The 14,202-nt window shown below is 47.8% G+C and carries 16 protein-coding genes and 1 tRNA gene; 11 read left to right on the top strand and 6 right to left on the bottom strand.

Annotated features, from left to right (window positions below; translation table 11 throughout):
* Positions 1-7: 7 nt before the first annotated feature.
* On the bottom strand, positions 8-511 hold the full coding sequence (locus DN748_RS01300; protein WP_112370093.1) for a DUF456 domain-containing protein: 504 nt from the start codon (positions 509-511) through the stop codon (positions 8-10).
* Between the two features lie 157 nt (positions 512-668).
* Between DN748_RS01300 and DN748_RS01295 the strand changes: the two genes are divergently transcribed.
* The 5 genes from DN748_RS01295 (at position 669) to hemW (ending at position 5,244) form a co-directional block, all read left to right on the top strand.
* Positions 669-1,037, top strand: coding sequence for a BlaI/MecI/CopY family transcriptional regulator (locus tag DN748_RS01295; RefSeq protein ID WP_112369948.1), 369 nt, complete (start codon positions 669-671; stop codon positions 1,035-1,037).
* Positions 1,034-2,746 (top strand): M56 family metallopeptidase, encoded by a 1,713-nt coding sequence (locus DN748_RS01290; RefSeq protein WP_112369947.1) that lies wholly within the window; start codon positions 1,034-1,036, stop codon positions 2,744-2,746. The genes DN748_RS01295 and DN748_RS01290 overlap by 4 nt, the downstream gene beginning before the upstream one ends.
* Before the next feature lie 151 nt (positions 2,747-2,897).
* Complete coding sequence (locus tag DN748_RS01285) at positions 2,898-3,473, top strand: hypothetical protein (RefSeq protein WP_112369946.1); 576 nt, start codon at positions 2,898-2,900, stop codon at positions 3,471-3,473.
* 45 nt (positions 3,474-3,518) lie between these two features.
* Positions 3,519-4,076, top strand: a complete 558-nt coding sequence (gene ruvC, locus DN748_RS01280; RefSeq protein WP_112369945.1) for a crossover junction endodeoxyribonuclease RuvC — start codon at positions 3,519-3,521, stop codon at positions 4,074-4,076.
* Positions 4,077-4,119: 43 nt separating this feature from the next.
* On the top strand, positions 4,120-5,244 hold the full coding sequence (gene hemW, locus DN748_RS01275) for a radical SAM family heme chaperone HemW (RefSeq protein ID WP_112369944.1): 1,125 nt from the start codon (positions 4,120-4,122) through the stop codon (positions 5,242-5,244).
* Positions 5,245-5,270: 26 nt separating this feature from the next.
* On the opposite strand, the gene DN748_RS01270 is transcribed toward hemW, so the two are convergent.
* Positions 5,271-6,230: a M20/M25/M40 family metallo-hydrolase gene (locus DN748_RS01270; RefSeq protein WP_112369943.1), complete on the bottom strand. Its 960-nt coding sequence runs from the start codon at positions 6,228-6,230 to the stop codon at positions 5,271-5,273.
* A 134-nt stretch (positions 6,231-6,364) separates the two neighbouring features.
* Here DN748_RS01270 and DN748_RS01265 point away from each other — a divergent pair, with 134 nt between their 5' ends.
* The 3 genes from DN748_RS01265 (at position 6,365) to DN748_RS01255 (ending at position 8,305) form a co-directional block, all read left to right on the top strand.
* Positions 6,365-7,111, top strand: coding sequence for a cyclase family protein (locus DN748_RS01265; protein WP_112369942.1), 747 nt, complete (start codon positions 6,365-6,367; stop codon positions 7,109-7,111).
* A 66-nt stretch (positions 7,112-7,177) separates the two neighbouring features.
* Complete coding sequence (locus DN748_RS01260) at positions 7,178-7,819, top strand: DUF4230 domain-containing protein (protein ID WP_112369941.1); 642 nt, start codon at positions 7,178-7,180, stop codon at positions 7,817-7,819.
* 117 nt (positions 7,820-7,936) lie between these two features.
* Complete coding sequence (locus DN748_RS01255) at positions 7,937-8,305, top strand: MmcQ/YjbR family DNA-binding protein (RefSeq protein WP_112369940.1); 369 nt, start codon at positions 7,937-7,939, stop codon at positions 8,303-8,305.
* 107 nt (positions 8,306-8,412) lie between these two features.
* On the opposite strand, the gene DN748_RS01250 is transcribed toward DN748_RS01255, so the two are convergent.
* A complete protein-coding gene (locus DN748_RS01250) occupies positions 8,413-9,819 on the bottom strand; it encodes a dipeptidase (protein ID WP_112369939.1) in 1,407 nt (468 codons plus the stop codon).
* Between the two features lie 114 nt (positions 9,820-9,933).
* Here DN748_RS01250 and DN748_RS01245 point away from each other — a divergent pair.
* Positions 9,934-10,015, top strand: a tRNA-Leu gene (locus DN748_RS01245).
* Between the two features lie 180 nt (positions 10,016-10,195).
* On the opposite strand, the gene DN748_RS01240 is transcribed toward DN748_RS01245, so the two are convergent.
* The 3 genes from DN748_RS01240 to DN748_RS01230 are packed head-to-tail and all read right to left on the bottom strand — an operon-like array spanning position 10,196 to position 11,637.
* Positions 10,196-11,119 carry a HipA domain-containing protein gene (locus DN748_RS01240; RefSeq protein WP_112369938.1) on the bottom strand — a complete coding sequence of 308 codons (924 nt, stop codon included), beginning with the start codon at positions 11,117-11,119 and terminating at the stop codon, positions 10,196-10,198.
* Positions 11,112-11,426 carry a HipA N-terminal domain-containing protein gene (locus tag DN748_RS01235; RefSeq protein ID WP_112369937.1) on the bottom strand — a complete coding sequence of 105 codons (315 nt, stop codon included), beginning with the start codon at positions 11,424-11,426 and terminating at the stop codon, positions 11,112-11,114. Before DN748_RS01235 ends, DN748_RS01240 begins: the two co-directional genes overlap by 8 nt.
* 1 nt (position 11,427) lies before the next feature.
* Complete coding sequence (locus DN748_RS01230) at positions 11,428-11,637, bottom strand: helix-turn-helix domain-containing protein (protein ID WP_112369936.1); 210 nt, start codon at positions 11,635-11,637, stop codon at positions 11,428-11,430.
* A gap of 356 nt (positions 11,638-11,993) precedes the next feature.
* Between DN748_RS01230 and DN748_RS01225 the strand changes: the two genes are divergently transcribed.
* Both DN748_RS01225 and DN748_RS01220 read left to right on the top strand, forming a co-directional pair.
* On the top strand, positions 11,994-13,046 hold the full coding sequence (locus DN748_RS01225; protein WP_112370092.1) for an NAD(P)-dependent alcohol dehydrogenase: 1,053 nt from the start codon (positions 11,994-11,996) through the stop codon (positions 13,044-13,046).
* A gap of 132 nt (positions 13,047-13,178) precedes the next feature.
* Positions 13,179-14,144, top strand: a complete 966-nt coding sequence (locus DN748_RS01220) for an alpha/beta hydrolase (RefSeq protein ID WP_236636753.1) — start codon at positions 13,179-13,181, stop codon at positions 14,142-14,144.
* The last annotated feature ends 58 nt before the right edge of the window (positions 14,145-14,202 follow it).

Below are 14,202 nucleotides of genomic sequence, written 5' to 3'. Positions count from 1 at the left end.
TTTCTTATCAGGAGGTAAACAGTTCCGTGCGGAAATTCCACACTTTGGCAATGTAGAGGACCAGGAATATCACCGTAACCACCAGTTTCATAAAGGCACCCGAGAGGAACCCGAGGAACGAGCCGAAAGCGGCTTTGAGGGCTGTTCTGCCGTCGGCCTTGTTGATCAGCTCACCGATCAGGGCGCCTACAAAGGGGCCGATAAGAATGCCGAGCGGAATGGGAGCGATGATCCCGACGATCAGCCCGATGGTGGTGCCCCACATGCCCGCCTTGCTCCCGCCGAACTTTTTGGTGCCCATGGCCGGGATGACATAATCCAGTACCGTAATGCCTATGGCGACTATAAAGGTGAGCACAAGAAACCACCAGCTCAGTGTTACCCCTTCCGTAAAGTGAAGCAGCAACAACCCGACCCAGCTGATGGGAGGGCCGGGCAATACGGGCAGGATGCTTCCGAGTATCCCGGTGATCATACATAAAAGACCTATGATGGTTAGCGCTATATCCATGGCATGCCGTAATGATTCAGAAGCTAAAAATAGTAAAAAAAGAAACCGTTTTTCCATGCCGGCAGGATATTTTTTAACTAATAAATTAGTTTAAACTAAATATTTAGTTATATTTGTTTCTGTAAAACTAAAGAATTAGTTGAATAAACGATCAGTTATGAAGCAGTTAACCAAGGCCGAAGAAGAGGTAATGCAGATTTTGTGGACGCTGGAAAAGGCGAATGTAGCATCGATCATCGAAGAATACGGAGACCCGAAACCTGCGTATAATACGGTATCCACCATTGTGAGGATACTGGAAGGAAAAGGGTTTGTAGGGCATGAAAAGGAAGGGAAGGGGCATGTGTATTTTCCGTTGCTGAAAAAATCGGAATACAGCAACCAGTCGATCAACAAACTGCTGAACAATTACTTCCAGGGTTCCTTTAAGAGCATGGTGTCCTTTTTTATGAAGAGGAACGATATAAGCATGGAGGAACTGGAAGCGATCTTAAAGGAAATTAACGATAAAGAACAGGAGAAATGATACATTATTTGTTGCAGACCGTCGCTTTTCAGTTGTTTTTTCTCATGGTGTATGACCTGTTCCTCAAAAAAGAGACTTTTTTTAACTGGAACCGGCTATACCTGTGGGCCACACCGTTACTGGCCTGTGTTATCCCGTTTATCAGGATCGAAAGGCTGGGGAAAGTAATGCCGCAGGAGTATGTGGTGATGCTTCCGGAGGTCATTGTGGGCCCGGGAACAGACCGGGTCGGGGAAGCAGAGGTAGTTGCTGCGGTTCCCTTATGGCAGTGGATACTGTTTGCCGGGATGGTGTTGAGCCTGGTATTGTTTGCAGTAAAAATTACCAGGATTTTCCGGTTGCGGCGCCGGGGAAGGATCATCAGGAAACAGACCCATGAGGAGGTGGTACTCCCCGACAGTAACACGGCATTCTCCTTTTTTCGAAGCATTTATCTCGGAGACAGGGTATACCGGAAGAATCACAGGCATATCATAGCCCACGAACTGGTCCATATTCGTCAGAAGCATACTGTAGACCTTCTGTTCTTCGAGTTGCTGCGTGTGCTCTTCTGGTTTAACCCGCTGGTGTATGTTTTTCAGGGCCGCATGGCCGAACTGCACGAGTTTATCGCCGATGCCAAAACTACGGGGCCGGACAAGAGGGAAAGTTACAGCTTACTTCTTCAGGAAGTCTTTAAAACGGAAAAAATATCATTCGTCAATCCATTTTTCAAATCATCATTAATCAAAAAACGAATAATTATGTTACAGAAAGCGAAGTCCAGGAAGATCTGGCAATTCAAGTACCTGGTACTGGTACCCCTGGTGTTGGGAATGCTGGTATACAGTTCCTGTGAAAGGGAAGAAGCCGTGCCTTCGACGGAGGAGGTATCCATTGCAGAGCAGGTACGCAGGTTAAAGTCGGCCATTGCCGAAAAAGACAATATGACCGAAGAGGAAATAGAGCAGCTTATGGACCTCAACGAGATGGTCATTATAGGTTACGGAGGAAAAGCCGGTACCCCATTGGAGGATAAATACCCGGCTCTGGAATCTCCTTCTTCTGGTCCTGGTGTGCCGTTTGGTGAAGTAGAGCAGGTACCTGTTTTTCCCGGGTGTGAAAATGCCGATAATCCCCGGGAATGTTTCCAGGAAAAAATGCGTGAGCATATCCGCAAGCATTTTCGTTATCCTGAACAGGCACAGAAGGAAAATATCCAGGGAAGGGTAGCCATCATGTTTACTATAGATACCGGGGGAAATATCACGGATATCAGGAAGAGGGGACCATCCCCTTATCTTGAGAACGAAGCGGTGCGTATCATTGAAAAACTGCCTGTAATGGCCCCGGGCAGGTCGGGAGGAAAAGTGGTGAATGTTCCTTTTTCCATCCCGATAACCTTCAGGCTTCAGTCTGGTATCGATACAGAGCAAACCAAAAGCCGGTCCGGTGTAAAGAAAAGCGAAGATAGGGGAAAAGTATTTTCTTCCCGTCAGCCGGGAGGCGAGGCCGGATATGTTTACGGGGTGGTCCGGGACAGTGATGGAAATAATATTCCTGGTGTGAACATATCGGTAAGAGGAACCGAAAGAGGTACTATAACCGATTTCGACGGGAACTACAAAATCGGTGCAAGGAGAGGGGAGACCCTTAGAGTGAGCTACATAGGGCTCGACGATGTAGAATTTAAGGTAGGAGACCACAACAATTATAAGGTGGTTATGTAAATAAAAGTACGGTTGTAGCACGAGCCGTTCTTTAGTTTGGTTTTTTAGGATTTTTGGGCCGGGGACATTGTTCCCCGGTTTTAAAGTATGGTGCCGGGATAGGGGTTAATTTCTCAAAAAGTCGTAATTTTCACCGTTAAAAGGTGATTTTATGCGAACATCCGGGAATTGTTTCTTTTTGATATTCCGATATGCGTATCAGGGCAAAAAGGTATGCCGCGTCTTCCTGGGAGTCTTATGCCTGTCCGGGACTGTCGCCTGCCGGGACGGGGAAAAGAAAAGGGCCCCTGCAGACGATCTTGTCAGGGATGAGATAAAAAACATCGACTGGAACGACGTAGACCGGTACCCGCTGTTTGAGGAATGCGATGAAAACAGTAGTAAGGCGGAGCAGAAAAGCTGTTTCGAAAGCCACTTTGTAAATTACCTCTATACCGGGATGAATGAGCATCATATTGTGGTTCACGGAACCGTGGAAGATACGATCTATGTGCGTTTTCTCATCGCCCGTACCGGGGAGATTTCGGTAGCGGAGATCGAATCGCCCGGATTGTGGCGCAGGAAAGTACCGCACCTCGACAGTATTGTCTGCTCCGGCCTGGAAAAAGTGCCAAAGCCCTATCCCGCATTGAAACGCAATATCCCGGTAGCCACGAAATACCGCCTGCCACTGGTGCTGAAAGGGGATATGGAAAAACCCCGGCGAGGGAGAACATCCCCGTTCTAAAAACTTCGTACCTTTGTCGCCGCAAGTATTTCTAATTATTCGGATGTGGCCCAGGAAAGGATTATATTAGGCATAGACCCCGGAACGACCATTATGGGGTTCGGACTGATCAGGGTGTCCGGAAAACAGATGGCATTTTTGCAACTCAACGAACTGCAACTGCAGAAATACGGCGATCACTATCTGAAACTCAAAATGATCTTCGAACGCACCGTGGAGCTGATAGAGACCTATCACCCCGACGAAATTGCCATTGAGGCCCCGTTCTTTGGCAAGAATGTACAATCCATGCTCAAGCTGGGCAGGGCACAGGGCGTGGCCATGGCTGCCGGGTTGTCGAGGGAAGTGCCGGTTACCGAATATTCCCCGAGAAAGATAAAGATGGCGATTACCGGCAACGGGAATGCCAGCAAGGAGCAGGTAGCCCGGATGTTACAGCAGCTGCTGAAACTGGGTGAATTGCCAAAGAACCTGGATGCTACCGACGGGTTGGCCGCGGCGGTATGCCATTTTTTTAATTCGGGAAATGCATTGTCTGCCGGAAAGTCGTATGGCAGCTGGAGCGCCTTTGTAAAACAGAATGAAGGAAGGGTAAAAAAATGAACCGGCTCTTATGGCTACAGTATAAACCTTAATTTTTATCCCTTTGGGAGCACTCTATATACACATACCGTTCTGTAAACAGGCCTGCCATTATTGCGACTTTCACTTTTCCACTTCCCTGGCCAGAAAGCCGGAAATGCTCAACGCCCTGGAGAAGGAGCTGGAACTCCGTGCGGAGGAATTCCGGGATGAGGTTGTGGAAACCATCTATTTCGGCGGGGGAACTCCTTCATTACTGACTGCGGAAGAACTGGAACGACTTATAGGTGAGGTATATAAGTACTACGATGTTGCCGGGCAGCCGGAAATTACCCTCGAGGCCAATCCGGACGACCTGACAGATATGCGTATCCGGGAACTGGCGGTATCTCCCGTAAACCGCCTGAGTATCGGGATACAGTCGTTCTTTGACGAAGATCTGCGTATGATGAACCGTGCACATAACGGGAATGAGGCCCTGAAATGCCTGGAGACGGCCTCGGAATACTTTGACAATATTACGGCAGATCTGATCTACGGTATTCCGGGGATGAGTAACGATCGATGGAAGGAGAATATCCGGAAGGCATTGCAGTTCGGTATTCCCCATATATCGGCCTATGCCCTTACGGTAGAAGCCGGAACGGCACTAAACAGTTTTGTGAGCAGCGGTAAGGTACCTGCCCCGGATGAAATACAGGCCGGAGCGCAGTTTTCTATCCTTTCGGAACTGCTCGGTGCGGAAGGCTTTGTACATTATGAGCTGTCGAACTTCGGAAAGGAAGGCTATTTTTCCCGGAACAATACCTCGTACTGGCTCGGCAGGAAATATATGGGCATCGGTCCTTCGGCCCATAGTTATAACGGTACGGAGCGCAGCTGGAATGTGGCCAATAACCCTTTGTATATCAAATCGGTGTTAAAGGGAAAGCTTTCGCGGGAAAGGGAAGTGCTCACCGTTTCAGACCGCTACAATGAGTACGTCATGACCGGACTGCGGACGATATGGGGCGTTGCTGCCGGAAAGGTGAGAACGGAATTCGGGGAAAGCTATGAAGCGTATCTCCTGGAACAAGCCGGGAAACACCTGGAGAACGGGCTGCTGTCTTTTGAAAAAGGGGTGCTGCGGACCACCACCCGGGGAAAGTTCCTCACCGACGGGATCGCTTCGGATCTGTTTTGTGTTTGAACATTTAGTGTTAATCCCCAACACCGTTATTCTGCTTCTGTAAAAGGCAGTTTATCCAGTTTCATGGCATTTTCTATGATCTGTATTCCGAGACTGATAATACCGGCCTCTGCTTCTGCCTCTATTTTTTCCGGGTCATCCGAAGGCATGTGGTAGTCGGGATGTCCGCCGGTATGGAAAAAGAGTACCGGGATGTTTTTGGCATAGAACGAACCGTGATCCGACCCGCCGCTTCCGGCATTGTCGGTAAAGAACCTGATGCCGGAGGTAAGGCCCTCGAAGATCTCCGGCCATTTATCGCTGGTGCCGTATCCGCCTATCCCCAGGCCACGGTCGGGGTTATATCGGCCTATCATGTCCATATTGAGCATAAAGTGGATATTTTCCAGGGGGAGTGTCGGGTGCGCTGTGAAATGCTTCGATCCCAGGAGTCCGAGTTCTTCGGCTGAAAAGGCTATAAACAGGAAGTTATAGGGCTCCGTGACCTCATTACCCGAAAAATACCGCGCCAGTTCCAGCAATCCGGCCACGCCGGAAGCATTGTCGTCGGCGCCGTTGTGAATAAGCCCTTCGGGGGAAGGATGCCTGGAACTGCCCTGATGCCCTTTGCCCAGGTGGTCGTAATGCGCCCCGATAACAATGGTATACGGCGCCCCGTTGTCGAGGAAACCGATGATGTTACTGGCGTTCCTGATACTGTCCTTTACCTTTACTTTTGTTACCCTGGCCAGGAAGGGCTGCCTGTATTTACGTGTGCCCGCAGGGGGGAGGCCGTAACTCCTGAACTGCCTTTCTATGTAACGGGCCGCCTTTTTCAGTCCCCTGCTCCCGGTACCGCGCCCCTTCATCCTGTCGGCTGCGAGGAATGCGATGTGTTTCTGAATTACCGAAGCCTCCGGTTGCAGTGTTTCCTGGGAAGCAGCGGGATTGGGAAAGAGGTATAGCGCCAGCAGGCAAAACTGGAAGAAAACACGATGTTTGATCATAGGGATAAAGGATTATAAGGAAGGAGCAAATTTATGGGTTTTATACCTAACCGGCAAAATGGCCAGGACGCTTTCAGAAGATTTTCCGGGCTATGGGATGTTGCCCCGTTCCTGTATAATCGTTACATTGCAGGATGCAAACGATAATTCACTTCCGCGGCAGGACCTATCGCGCCAACCTCAATGATCCCCTGGATATCTCCTTGCCGTTACGGGCATCGGTATCCAATCCCGTGGCCTGGTCCCTGGGGCCTCCGGAAATCGATCCTGTACGGTCGGAAGGGTGGACAGGAAGTGTGGCGGAAGGAGGAGCTGTCAATTTCAATACCATCCGTTTTAATCCGCATGCACACGGAACACATACCGAATGTGTGGGGCATATTACCCGGCAATTTTACAGTGTAAACGAGGCATTGAGAACATTTTTCTTTATTGCGGAACTGATAACGGTTGCCCCTGAACAACTGGAGGAAGACCGGGTGGTGACCCTGGCGAAAGTAGAAGAGCAATTATCCGGAAATAAACCGGAGGCATTGCTTATCAGGACATTGCCTAATGATAACGATAAACAGACCCGTAACTATTCGCATACGAATCCGCCTTACCTGGAGGAAGCCGCGGCCGCATTTCTGAGGGCGCAGGGGGTGAAACACCTGCTTGTAGACCTGCCTTCCGTAGACCGGGAGGAAGATGGCGGAAAGCTGCTCGCCCATAAGGCATTCTGGAATACAGCGGGAGAAGTGCGGTATGATGCGACGATAACGGAAATGATTTTTGTACCGGATACGGTGGTAGACGGAACATATTTGTTAAATTTACAGGTAGCGCCTTTTGTCAATGACGCTTCGCCATCCCGGCCGGTACTGTTCAGGGTCTGGTAGGGGGAGGTGGCTTGAAGCACGGAGCATGAAGTCGGGGTTCGGAAGAAATAAAAACGGGAAGAATTTATGAATGACATATTCATCTTATTTATAGGACTGGTGGCCGGGGTGATCGCTACATTCTGGCTGTACACCTTCCTGAAACGGAGACAGCAGAAACAGCTGACGGAAAAGCAATCGGTGGTACTGCTGGAAAAAATAAGGAGGGTTTGCAAACTGGTCACTGTAGAGGGAGAATTTGCGGAGATCTATCATTACGAGAATGCGAAACAGGGGGTTATGAGCCTTTTGTCGGGCAGGAAGAAAGCGCTGATCGTTATCAATGCCAGGGTACATATAGGATATGACCTGCGAAAGGTGAAGATGGATGCCGATAACAGGCGCAAACGCATTATACTGAACGAGTTTCCGCAACCGCAGGTGCTTTCCATAGAGCCGGACCTGAAATATTACGATGTAAAGAACGGCCTTTTTAACCGTTTTGCCTCTTCCGATCTTACGGACCTGAACAAGGAGGCACGACAGCATATCCTGGATAAAATCCCGGAGAGCGGACTGATGGATACGGCGAGAAAGGAAGTGCTGGAGGCCATACTGCTCATAGAGACTATAGTGCAGACCATAGGATGGAAACTGGACTATTCCGCTCTGGAGATCAGTGAAGGAGAAAAGCCCGTGCTGAAAAATGTATCCGGAGAAGAAGTATAGCCGGTTTTTCAATGTTCTTTTGTACCTTTATCATGTAAAATCAAATCGATCAAAGCCAACCGGTAACTGAAAACCCAATGTTTATTTCAGATAAATTATCAAACATACCGGAAACATATGAATATTGACGAATTGAGAAATTATTGCCTGAACAAAAAGGGAGCTACGGAAGATGCACCATTCGGAGAAGACACTATCGTTTTCAAGGTGATGGGAAAGATGTTTGCACTGACTTCACTGAACAAATGGGAAGCCGGCGACCACTCTGTAAACCTCAAGTGTGATTCGGAACGGATTCACGACCTGCGTGCGGAATACGAGAGCATTCAGCCGGGCTATCACATGAACAAAAGACACTGGAATACGGTGCGGCTCGACAGTGGAGAATTGTCTGCAGGGTTTATCAACGAACTCATAGATCACTCCTATGACCTGGTGGTTAAGGGCCTTACCAGGAAGCAGCGGGAAAACCTGGAAATGATGTAATGGTACCGGGAACATTTCCGGTCTGCTGACGACCCGTCCTTCAATATCAAAAAGAAGCTATCCAGTAGCGGACAGCCTCTTTTTTTGATGCATTTATAAGGAAAAAATCACGATTCGTTTTCCTGCGACCGGAACAGTTCGGTAAAATGCCTGTAGAACAATGGTATGGTTTCGATACCCTTCAGGTAGTTAAAGACCCCGAAATGTTCGTTAGGGGAATGTATGGCATCACTGTTCAGCCCGAAGCCCATGAGGATGGTCTTGCTTTTCAGCTCCTTCTCGAAAAGGGATACGATGGGAATACTTCCGCCGCTTCGCTGCGGAATGGGAGTGATCCCGAAGGTGTCGCTGTAGGCCTTGCTTGCTGCCTGGTAGCCAATGCTGTCGATAGGAGTTACATAAGCCTGTCCGCCATGATGAGGCTTTACCACGACCTTGACACCTTTCGGGGCGATACTTTCAAAATGATCTTTAAACAGCTGGCAGATCTCTTCCCAGTCCTGGTCCGGAACCAGCCTCATGGATATTTTGGCATAGGCTGCGGAAGGGATCACCGTTTTGGCCCCTTCCCCGGTATAGCCTCCCCATATACCGTTTACATCGAGGGTAGGGCGTATGGAACTTCTCTCATTGGTGGTATACCCGGCTTCTCCGTATACATCGTCAATATCCAGTGCATTTTTGTATTGCTCGAGGGAAAAGGGAGCCTTGGCCATTTCACTGCGCTCTTCGGGGGAGATCTCCTCTACCTTGTCATAAAACCCGGGAATCGTAATACGGTTATTCTCGTCGTGAAGGGAGGCGATCATTCCGGCCAGCACATTGATGGGGTTGGCTACCGCACCGCCATACAGTCCGGAATGCAGGTCGCGGTTGGGACCGGTAACCTCTACCTCCACATAACTCAGCCCGCGGAGCCCCGTGGTAATGGAAGGTTGTGTGTTACTGATCATGCCGGTATCGGAAATAAGAATGACATCGTTTTTCAGTTTTTCCTGGTTCCGTTCAATAAACCACTCCAGGCTTGCCGAACCCACTTCTTCTTCCCCTTCGATCATGAACTTTACATTACAGGGGAGTGTTCCCGATTGCACCATATATTCCAGTGCCTTGACATGCATGAACATCTGTCCTTTGTCGTCACAGGCCCCGCGGGCAAAAATGGCGCCTTCCGGATGCCCGGGCGTCTGCTTTATCACCGGGTCGAACGGACCACTCTCCCACAGGTCCATCGGATCGGGAGGCTGTACATCGTAATGGCCATAAACCAGGACGGTAGGCAGGTCCGGATCGATGCTCTTTTCTCCGTAAACGATGGGATAACCCGGAGTATCGCAGATCTCTGCACGGTCACATCCGGCCTTTAAAAGATTTTCTTTTACGGCTTCTGCAGTGTTGAGGACATCCTGGGAAAAAACGGGATCGGCACTTACGGAGGGGATTTTGAGGAGGTCTTTTAACTCCCCGATAAACCGTTCTTTGTTTTTTTGAACGTATGATGAAATGTCTTCCATGAAGTATAATAACTTTGATAAACCAATCAAATGTACAAAAAGATATTTTTTTAATGACAACCTCCGGGAGTCCAAAAAATAAATTATATTTGCAGCCACATGAAAATGGCCATTGCGGATGTGGTGGAATTGGTAGACACGCCAGACTTAGGATCTGGTGCCGCGAGGTGTGAAGGTTCGAGTCCTTTCATCCGCACTTGACGGGATTTCTTCTTGATATCCCGTTTTTTTATGTGAAAACAAAAGATTTAATTGTTTTATTTTTGGGTCTGTAAATTATATTGAGGTGTTGATGCTATGTAGATGGTTCACTTAAACACTTGAAAAGTGCCCCTGTCCTTACCGGCGATATCACAGTATTGGCCATGGTATGGGATCAAAACATTTTCAATCTGGATCCCAATACCTTGAAATATTTTTCTTTCATATCATCCGAAAGAAACGATATCTCTATCAATTCCTTCCATTTCGGGGCTGTTTTTTGTATTTGCCGGAGGATCACTGCTATTGTTTTGTCGTTCAATTGCAATCGTTCTTTCGCATAGTAGTCCGTAAAGTCAGAAGCTTTCAGATTCCTTTTCTTTCCTTTCAGTGTCAATGCAATTTCTTCATCGGGATTCTTTATGGCAATGGAAGAGTTCAACAGGTCGTAAGCCGGTGCTAAGGTTGTTTTCCCGTTTTTGGTGATCAGGGAGAAGTTTTTTAAATGCATGTCCTCGTTCCCGGTCACATAACAGAAAATGACCCGCTTGAAAAAATCTGCTTTTTCAATAACGGGGAACGAGCAAAATTCTTCGATCACCGGAACCAGTTTTTCCATGGTAAAACGATATTTTGTATCCCTTGTATTTCCGGTCAATTGAGCAAAATCTTCCGTAGCATATTTTTTTCCCTTGGCATAACGGTCAAAACGCTTTATAAAATACGACAGACTGCCATCTTTGCCATATAACATACCATGAAAGGGCACATCCAGACCAAATACCCTGGCCATGCGCATGGTCAGATCTTCATTTTCAGGTAACTGGGGGAACAGATCGTTTTGCGGTTTTATGATATAGGTTCCAAATTGATCCACAATTTTAAACTCCCGGCCGACCACGGAAACCGTTGCACTCAATTTAGGCTGTACACCCTGTATGGATAGCTTCTTTGCCCTGTTTACCGCTTCTTGTCTCAATTCTGCAGCGGTATAGGGCAAATCATTTAAATGGCTTAACCTGGGCGAGATCATTTTAAGTCCTCTCTCGCTGTATTTTGCCGTACCGCATAATTCGTATGTGATGGGACACCTATTCATCTTCCGTTGGCTTAACGGTTACCGCACCTACCAGATCAGCTCCCGTTGCCACCAATTGGGAGAAATAATCCTTCTGGTCAATTTTGGACATCCTCAGCAATCCTTCCAACATGATACCTTCAGGCAACAAACCTTCAAAAAAGGGCGGGAATGATGTATAACTGTATTTTTTCTGACCGACGGGCATGGTCAAAGAGATGGCTGCTCCCTCGTAGTGATCATCATATTCGAAATGATATTCGTTAGGGGACACTTCTGTCAGCACACCTGCCCTTTTTCCATGGACATATACAACCGCTTTTCTCATATTATCTGGTCAATGGACTTCTGAATTCCACTTTAATGTTCAAGACCCGGAGTACTGCCAGAAGATTATTCCAGCGAACAGTTTCCTTGTTTTTTTCAATGTCAAAAACGGTGGTCTTCCCGACTCCGGCCAGATTGGCCAATTCAAGTTGTGTCAGCCCTGTTTTTTTTCGATGGTCCTTCACCATAAACCCTAAATCGAAATCATTCATTATTTACTGTTTAGACGGTAAAAATACATAATTTAATAATAGGGACATATGTTAAAGGTATAAAAAAAGCATATTTTACTGTTATTGCAGTAAAATAAGAGGTGGAAGTGTGAAACATGGAACAATGACCAATGCCATCTCTATAATTACCGTTATGGCGGTAAAATATCAATTTCAGTATAATATGGATGATTTTCTTTTTTCAATGCCCTGAAAATTTGCAACCTCGTGATTTACAAGAGGGTAAAATATTTCCGGATCGGTAAAAATGGTAATTATTTCCGGAATATGTATAACAATCTATTTATCAGTATCTTCTAATTTTGTATATCATTAAACTGATAAAGTCCATAACAATGAACACACATAGCACAAAAGCATTCGGCACAGAAGCTGCCGCAGCGCCATTGGAAGCATTGAACATCCGGCGAAGGGAAGTGACGCCGCACGATGTGGAAATTGAGATCCTGTATTGCGGTATCTGCCATTCCGACCTGCACGCAGTCCATAACGACTGGGGAGGTACGTTCTACCCGATTGTTCCCGGACATGAAATCGTCGGTAGAATTTCCAAAGTGGGTGAAAACGTTACCAGGTTCAAGGCAGGCGATCTGGCAGGAGTAGGCTGTATAGTAGATAGTTGTCGTGAATGCAGCCACTGTAAGGAAGGAGATGAGCAGTTCTGCGAAAGTGGTTGGACGGTTGTATTTAATTCGCCCGACAAAAAATACGGAGGGATTACTTACGGAGGGTTTTCGGAACGTATTGTCGTTGATGAAAATTATGTAGTCCGTGTCCCGGAAACCCTGGATATGCCGGGTGCAGCACCTATTCTTTGTGCGGGGATCACGGTGTATTCACCGTTAAAGCACTGGAAAACGGGCCCGGGTAAAAATGTGGGCATCATCGGTATCGGGGGCCTGGGTCATATGGCGATCAAGATCGCCAAAGCAATGGGGGCCCACGTTACCGTATTTACCACATCGCAGGCCAAAGCGGACGACGCCAGACGCCTCGGGGCCGATGATGTCGTATTGTCTACCGATGCGGAACAAATGGGAAGTTGCCCCGGGCAGGATATGATACTGGATACGGTTTCTGCCAGGCACGACATAAATACCTATATCAACCTGTTAAAAGTGGATGGTTCCCTGGTTATGGTCGGATTGCCTGCCGAACAGCTTGAAATCGGGGCATCCAACGTAGTACACGGCCGCAAGAGTTTTTCAGGTTCGAATATCGGGGGGATCGCAGAAACACAGGAAGTCCTGGATTTCTGTGCCGAACACAACATTACGGCAGAGATAGAACTCATCGATGTAAACCAGATTAACAATGCCTTTGAAAGGCTGGCAAAAAGCGATGTGAAATATCGTTTTGTAGTAGATATGGCAGGTTTGAAAAATTAAACGTAATACCTTGTAAAAATGAAAAAAGTAATCTTTATACCCGTTATGGCCCTGCTGGTACTCGGAGCGTGTAAGCAGGAGCAGCAGAAGGAGAAAGAAGAACAGGAAGTACAAACTCAAAAAACAGAAGAGATGAAAACAGCAGGAGAACACTATACGTTTGAATTAAGCGATAAGGTGACCCGTAAAAAAGTAACCTTTAAGAATCGTTATGGCATTGAACTGGCCGGCGACCTTTACCTCCCGGAAAACAGCGGGAACGAACCCTTGCCCGCCCTTGCCATCAGCGGGCCTTTCGGGGCGGTAAAAGAACAGGCATCGGGACTGTATGCCAACCAGATGGCGGAACGTGGCTTTGCCGTTCTTGCATTCGATCCGTCTTATACCGGGGAAAGCGGCGGTGAACCCCGTCATGTGGCATCGCCCGACATCAACACCGAAGATTTCAGTGCGGCCATCGATTTTCTCGGACTTCAGGACAATATAGACCGGGACAGGCTGGGGATTATCGGGATCTGCGGTTTCGGCGGTTTTGCATTAAACGCTACCGCTGTAGACAAACGCGTGAAAGCCGTTGCCACCACCAGTATGTACGATATGTCGAGAGTAAATGCAAAGGGGTATTTCGATGCCACCACGCCTGAGCAGCGCACACAATTGCTGGAAGACCTGAGCCGGCAACGCTGGGAAGATGCGGCAGAGGGAACTCCGGCTTTGGCGCCGCAGGGACTGCCCAGTGAAATAAAAGGGGACGAACCCCAGTTTGTAAAAGAATATTTCGACTATTACAAAACGGACAGAGGTTTTCACGAGCGTTCCATCAATTCTAACGGCTCCTGGACGATGACCACACCGCTGTCCCTGATGAATATGCCCATCCTGACTTACATCAAGGAGATCTCCCCCAGGCCGATGCTGCTTATTGCCGGAGAAAACGCCCATTCCCGTTATTTCAGTGAAGATGCTTATAAGGAGGCTTCCGACCCTAAGGAACTGATGATCATTCCCGATGGTGTTCACGTAGACCTGTATGACAGGCTGGATATGATCCCCTTTGACAAGCTGGAAGGATTTTTCAAAAAGAACCTGGGGGCATAATCCCGGCAGTTTAACGGGTTGCAGACCAACAGAAGAGGTCGTTTAACATGTGTTAAAC

The organism is Sinomicrobium soli, from assembly GCF_003285545.1.
GTDB lineage: Bacteria > Bacteroidota > Bacteroidia > Flavobacteriales > Flavobacteriaceae > Sinomicrobium.
This window is presented reverse-complemented; position numbering and strand designations above follow the sequence as displayed.

What these genes read in the sequence shown, in the direction of transcription:
- DN748_RS01290 (WP_112369947.1), top strand. Translation starts at nt 1,034, where the DNA reads ATGATACATTATTTGTTGCAGACCGTCGCTTTTCAGTTGTTTTTTCTC.
- DN748_RS01265 (WP_112369942.1), top strand. Translation starts at nt 6,365, where the DNA reads ATGCAAACGATAATTCACTTCCGCGGCAGGACCTATCGCGCCAACCTC.
- DN748_RS01300 (WP_112370093.1), bottom strand. Translation starts at nt 511, where the DNA reads ATGGATATAGCGCTAACCATCATAGGTCTTTTATGTATGATCACCGGG.
- DN748_RS01230 (WP_112369936.1), bottom strand. Translation starts at nt 11,637, where the DNA reads ATGAATGATTTCGATTTAGGGTTTATGGTGAAGGACCATCGAAAAAAA.
- DN748_RS01260 (WP_112369941.1), top strand. Translation starts at nt 7,178, where the DNA reads ATGAATGACATATTCATCTTATTTATAGGACTGGTGGCCGGGGTGATC.
- DN748_RS01240 (WP_112369938.1), bottom strand. Translation starts at nt 11,119, where the DNA reads ATGAATAGGTGTCCCATCACATACGAATTATGCGGTACGGCAAAATAC.
- DN748_RS01225 (WP_112370092.1), top strand. Translation starts at nt 11,994, where the DNA reads ATGAACACACATAGCACAAAAGCATTCGGCACAGAAGCTGCCGCAGCG.
- DN748_RS01235 (WP_112369937.1), bottom strand. Translation starts at nt 11,426, where the DNA reads ATGAGAAAAGCGGTTGTATATGTCCATGGAAAAAGGGCAGGTGTGCTG.
- DN748_RS01255 (WP_112369940.1), top strand. Translation starts at nt 7,937, where the DNA reads ATGAATATTGACGAATTGAGAAATTATTGCCTGAACAAAAAGGGAGCT.
- DN748_RS01220 (WP_236636753.1), top strand. Translation starts at nt 13,179, where the DNA reads ATGAAAACAGCAGGAGAACACTATACGTTTGAATTAAGCGATAAGGTG.
- DN748_RS01295 (WP_112369948.1), top strand. Translation starts at nt 669, where the DNA reads ATGAAGCAGTTAACCAAGGCCGAAGAAGAGGTAATGCAGATTTTGTGG.
- DN748_RS01250 (WP_112369939.1), bottom strand. Translation starts at nt 9,819, where the DNA reads ATGGAAGACATTTCATCATACGTTCAAAAAAACAAAGAACGGTTTATC.
- DN748_RS01270 (WP_112369943.1), bottom strand. Translation starts at nt 6,230, where the DNA reads ATGATCAAACATCGTGTTTTCTTCCAGTTTTGCCTGCTGGCGCTATAC.
- DN748_RS01285 (WP_112369946.1), top strand. Translation starts at nt 2,898, where the DNA reads ATGCGAACATCCGGGAATTGTTTCTTTTTGATATTCCGATATGCGTAT.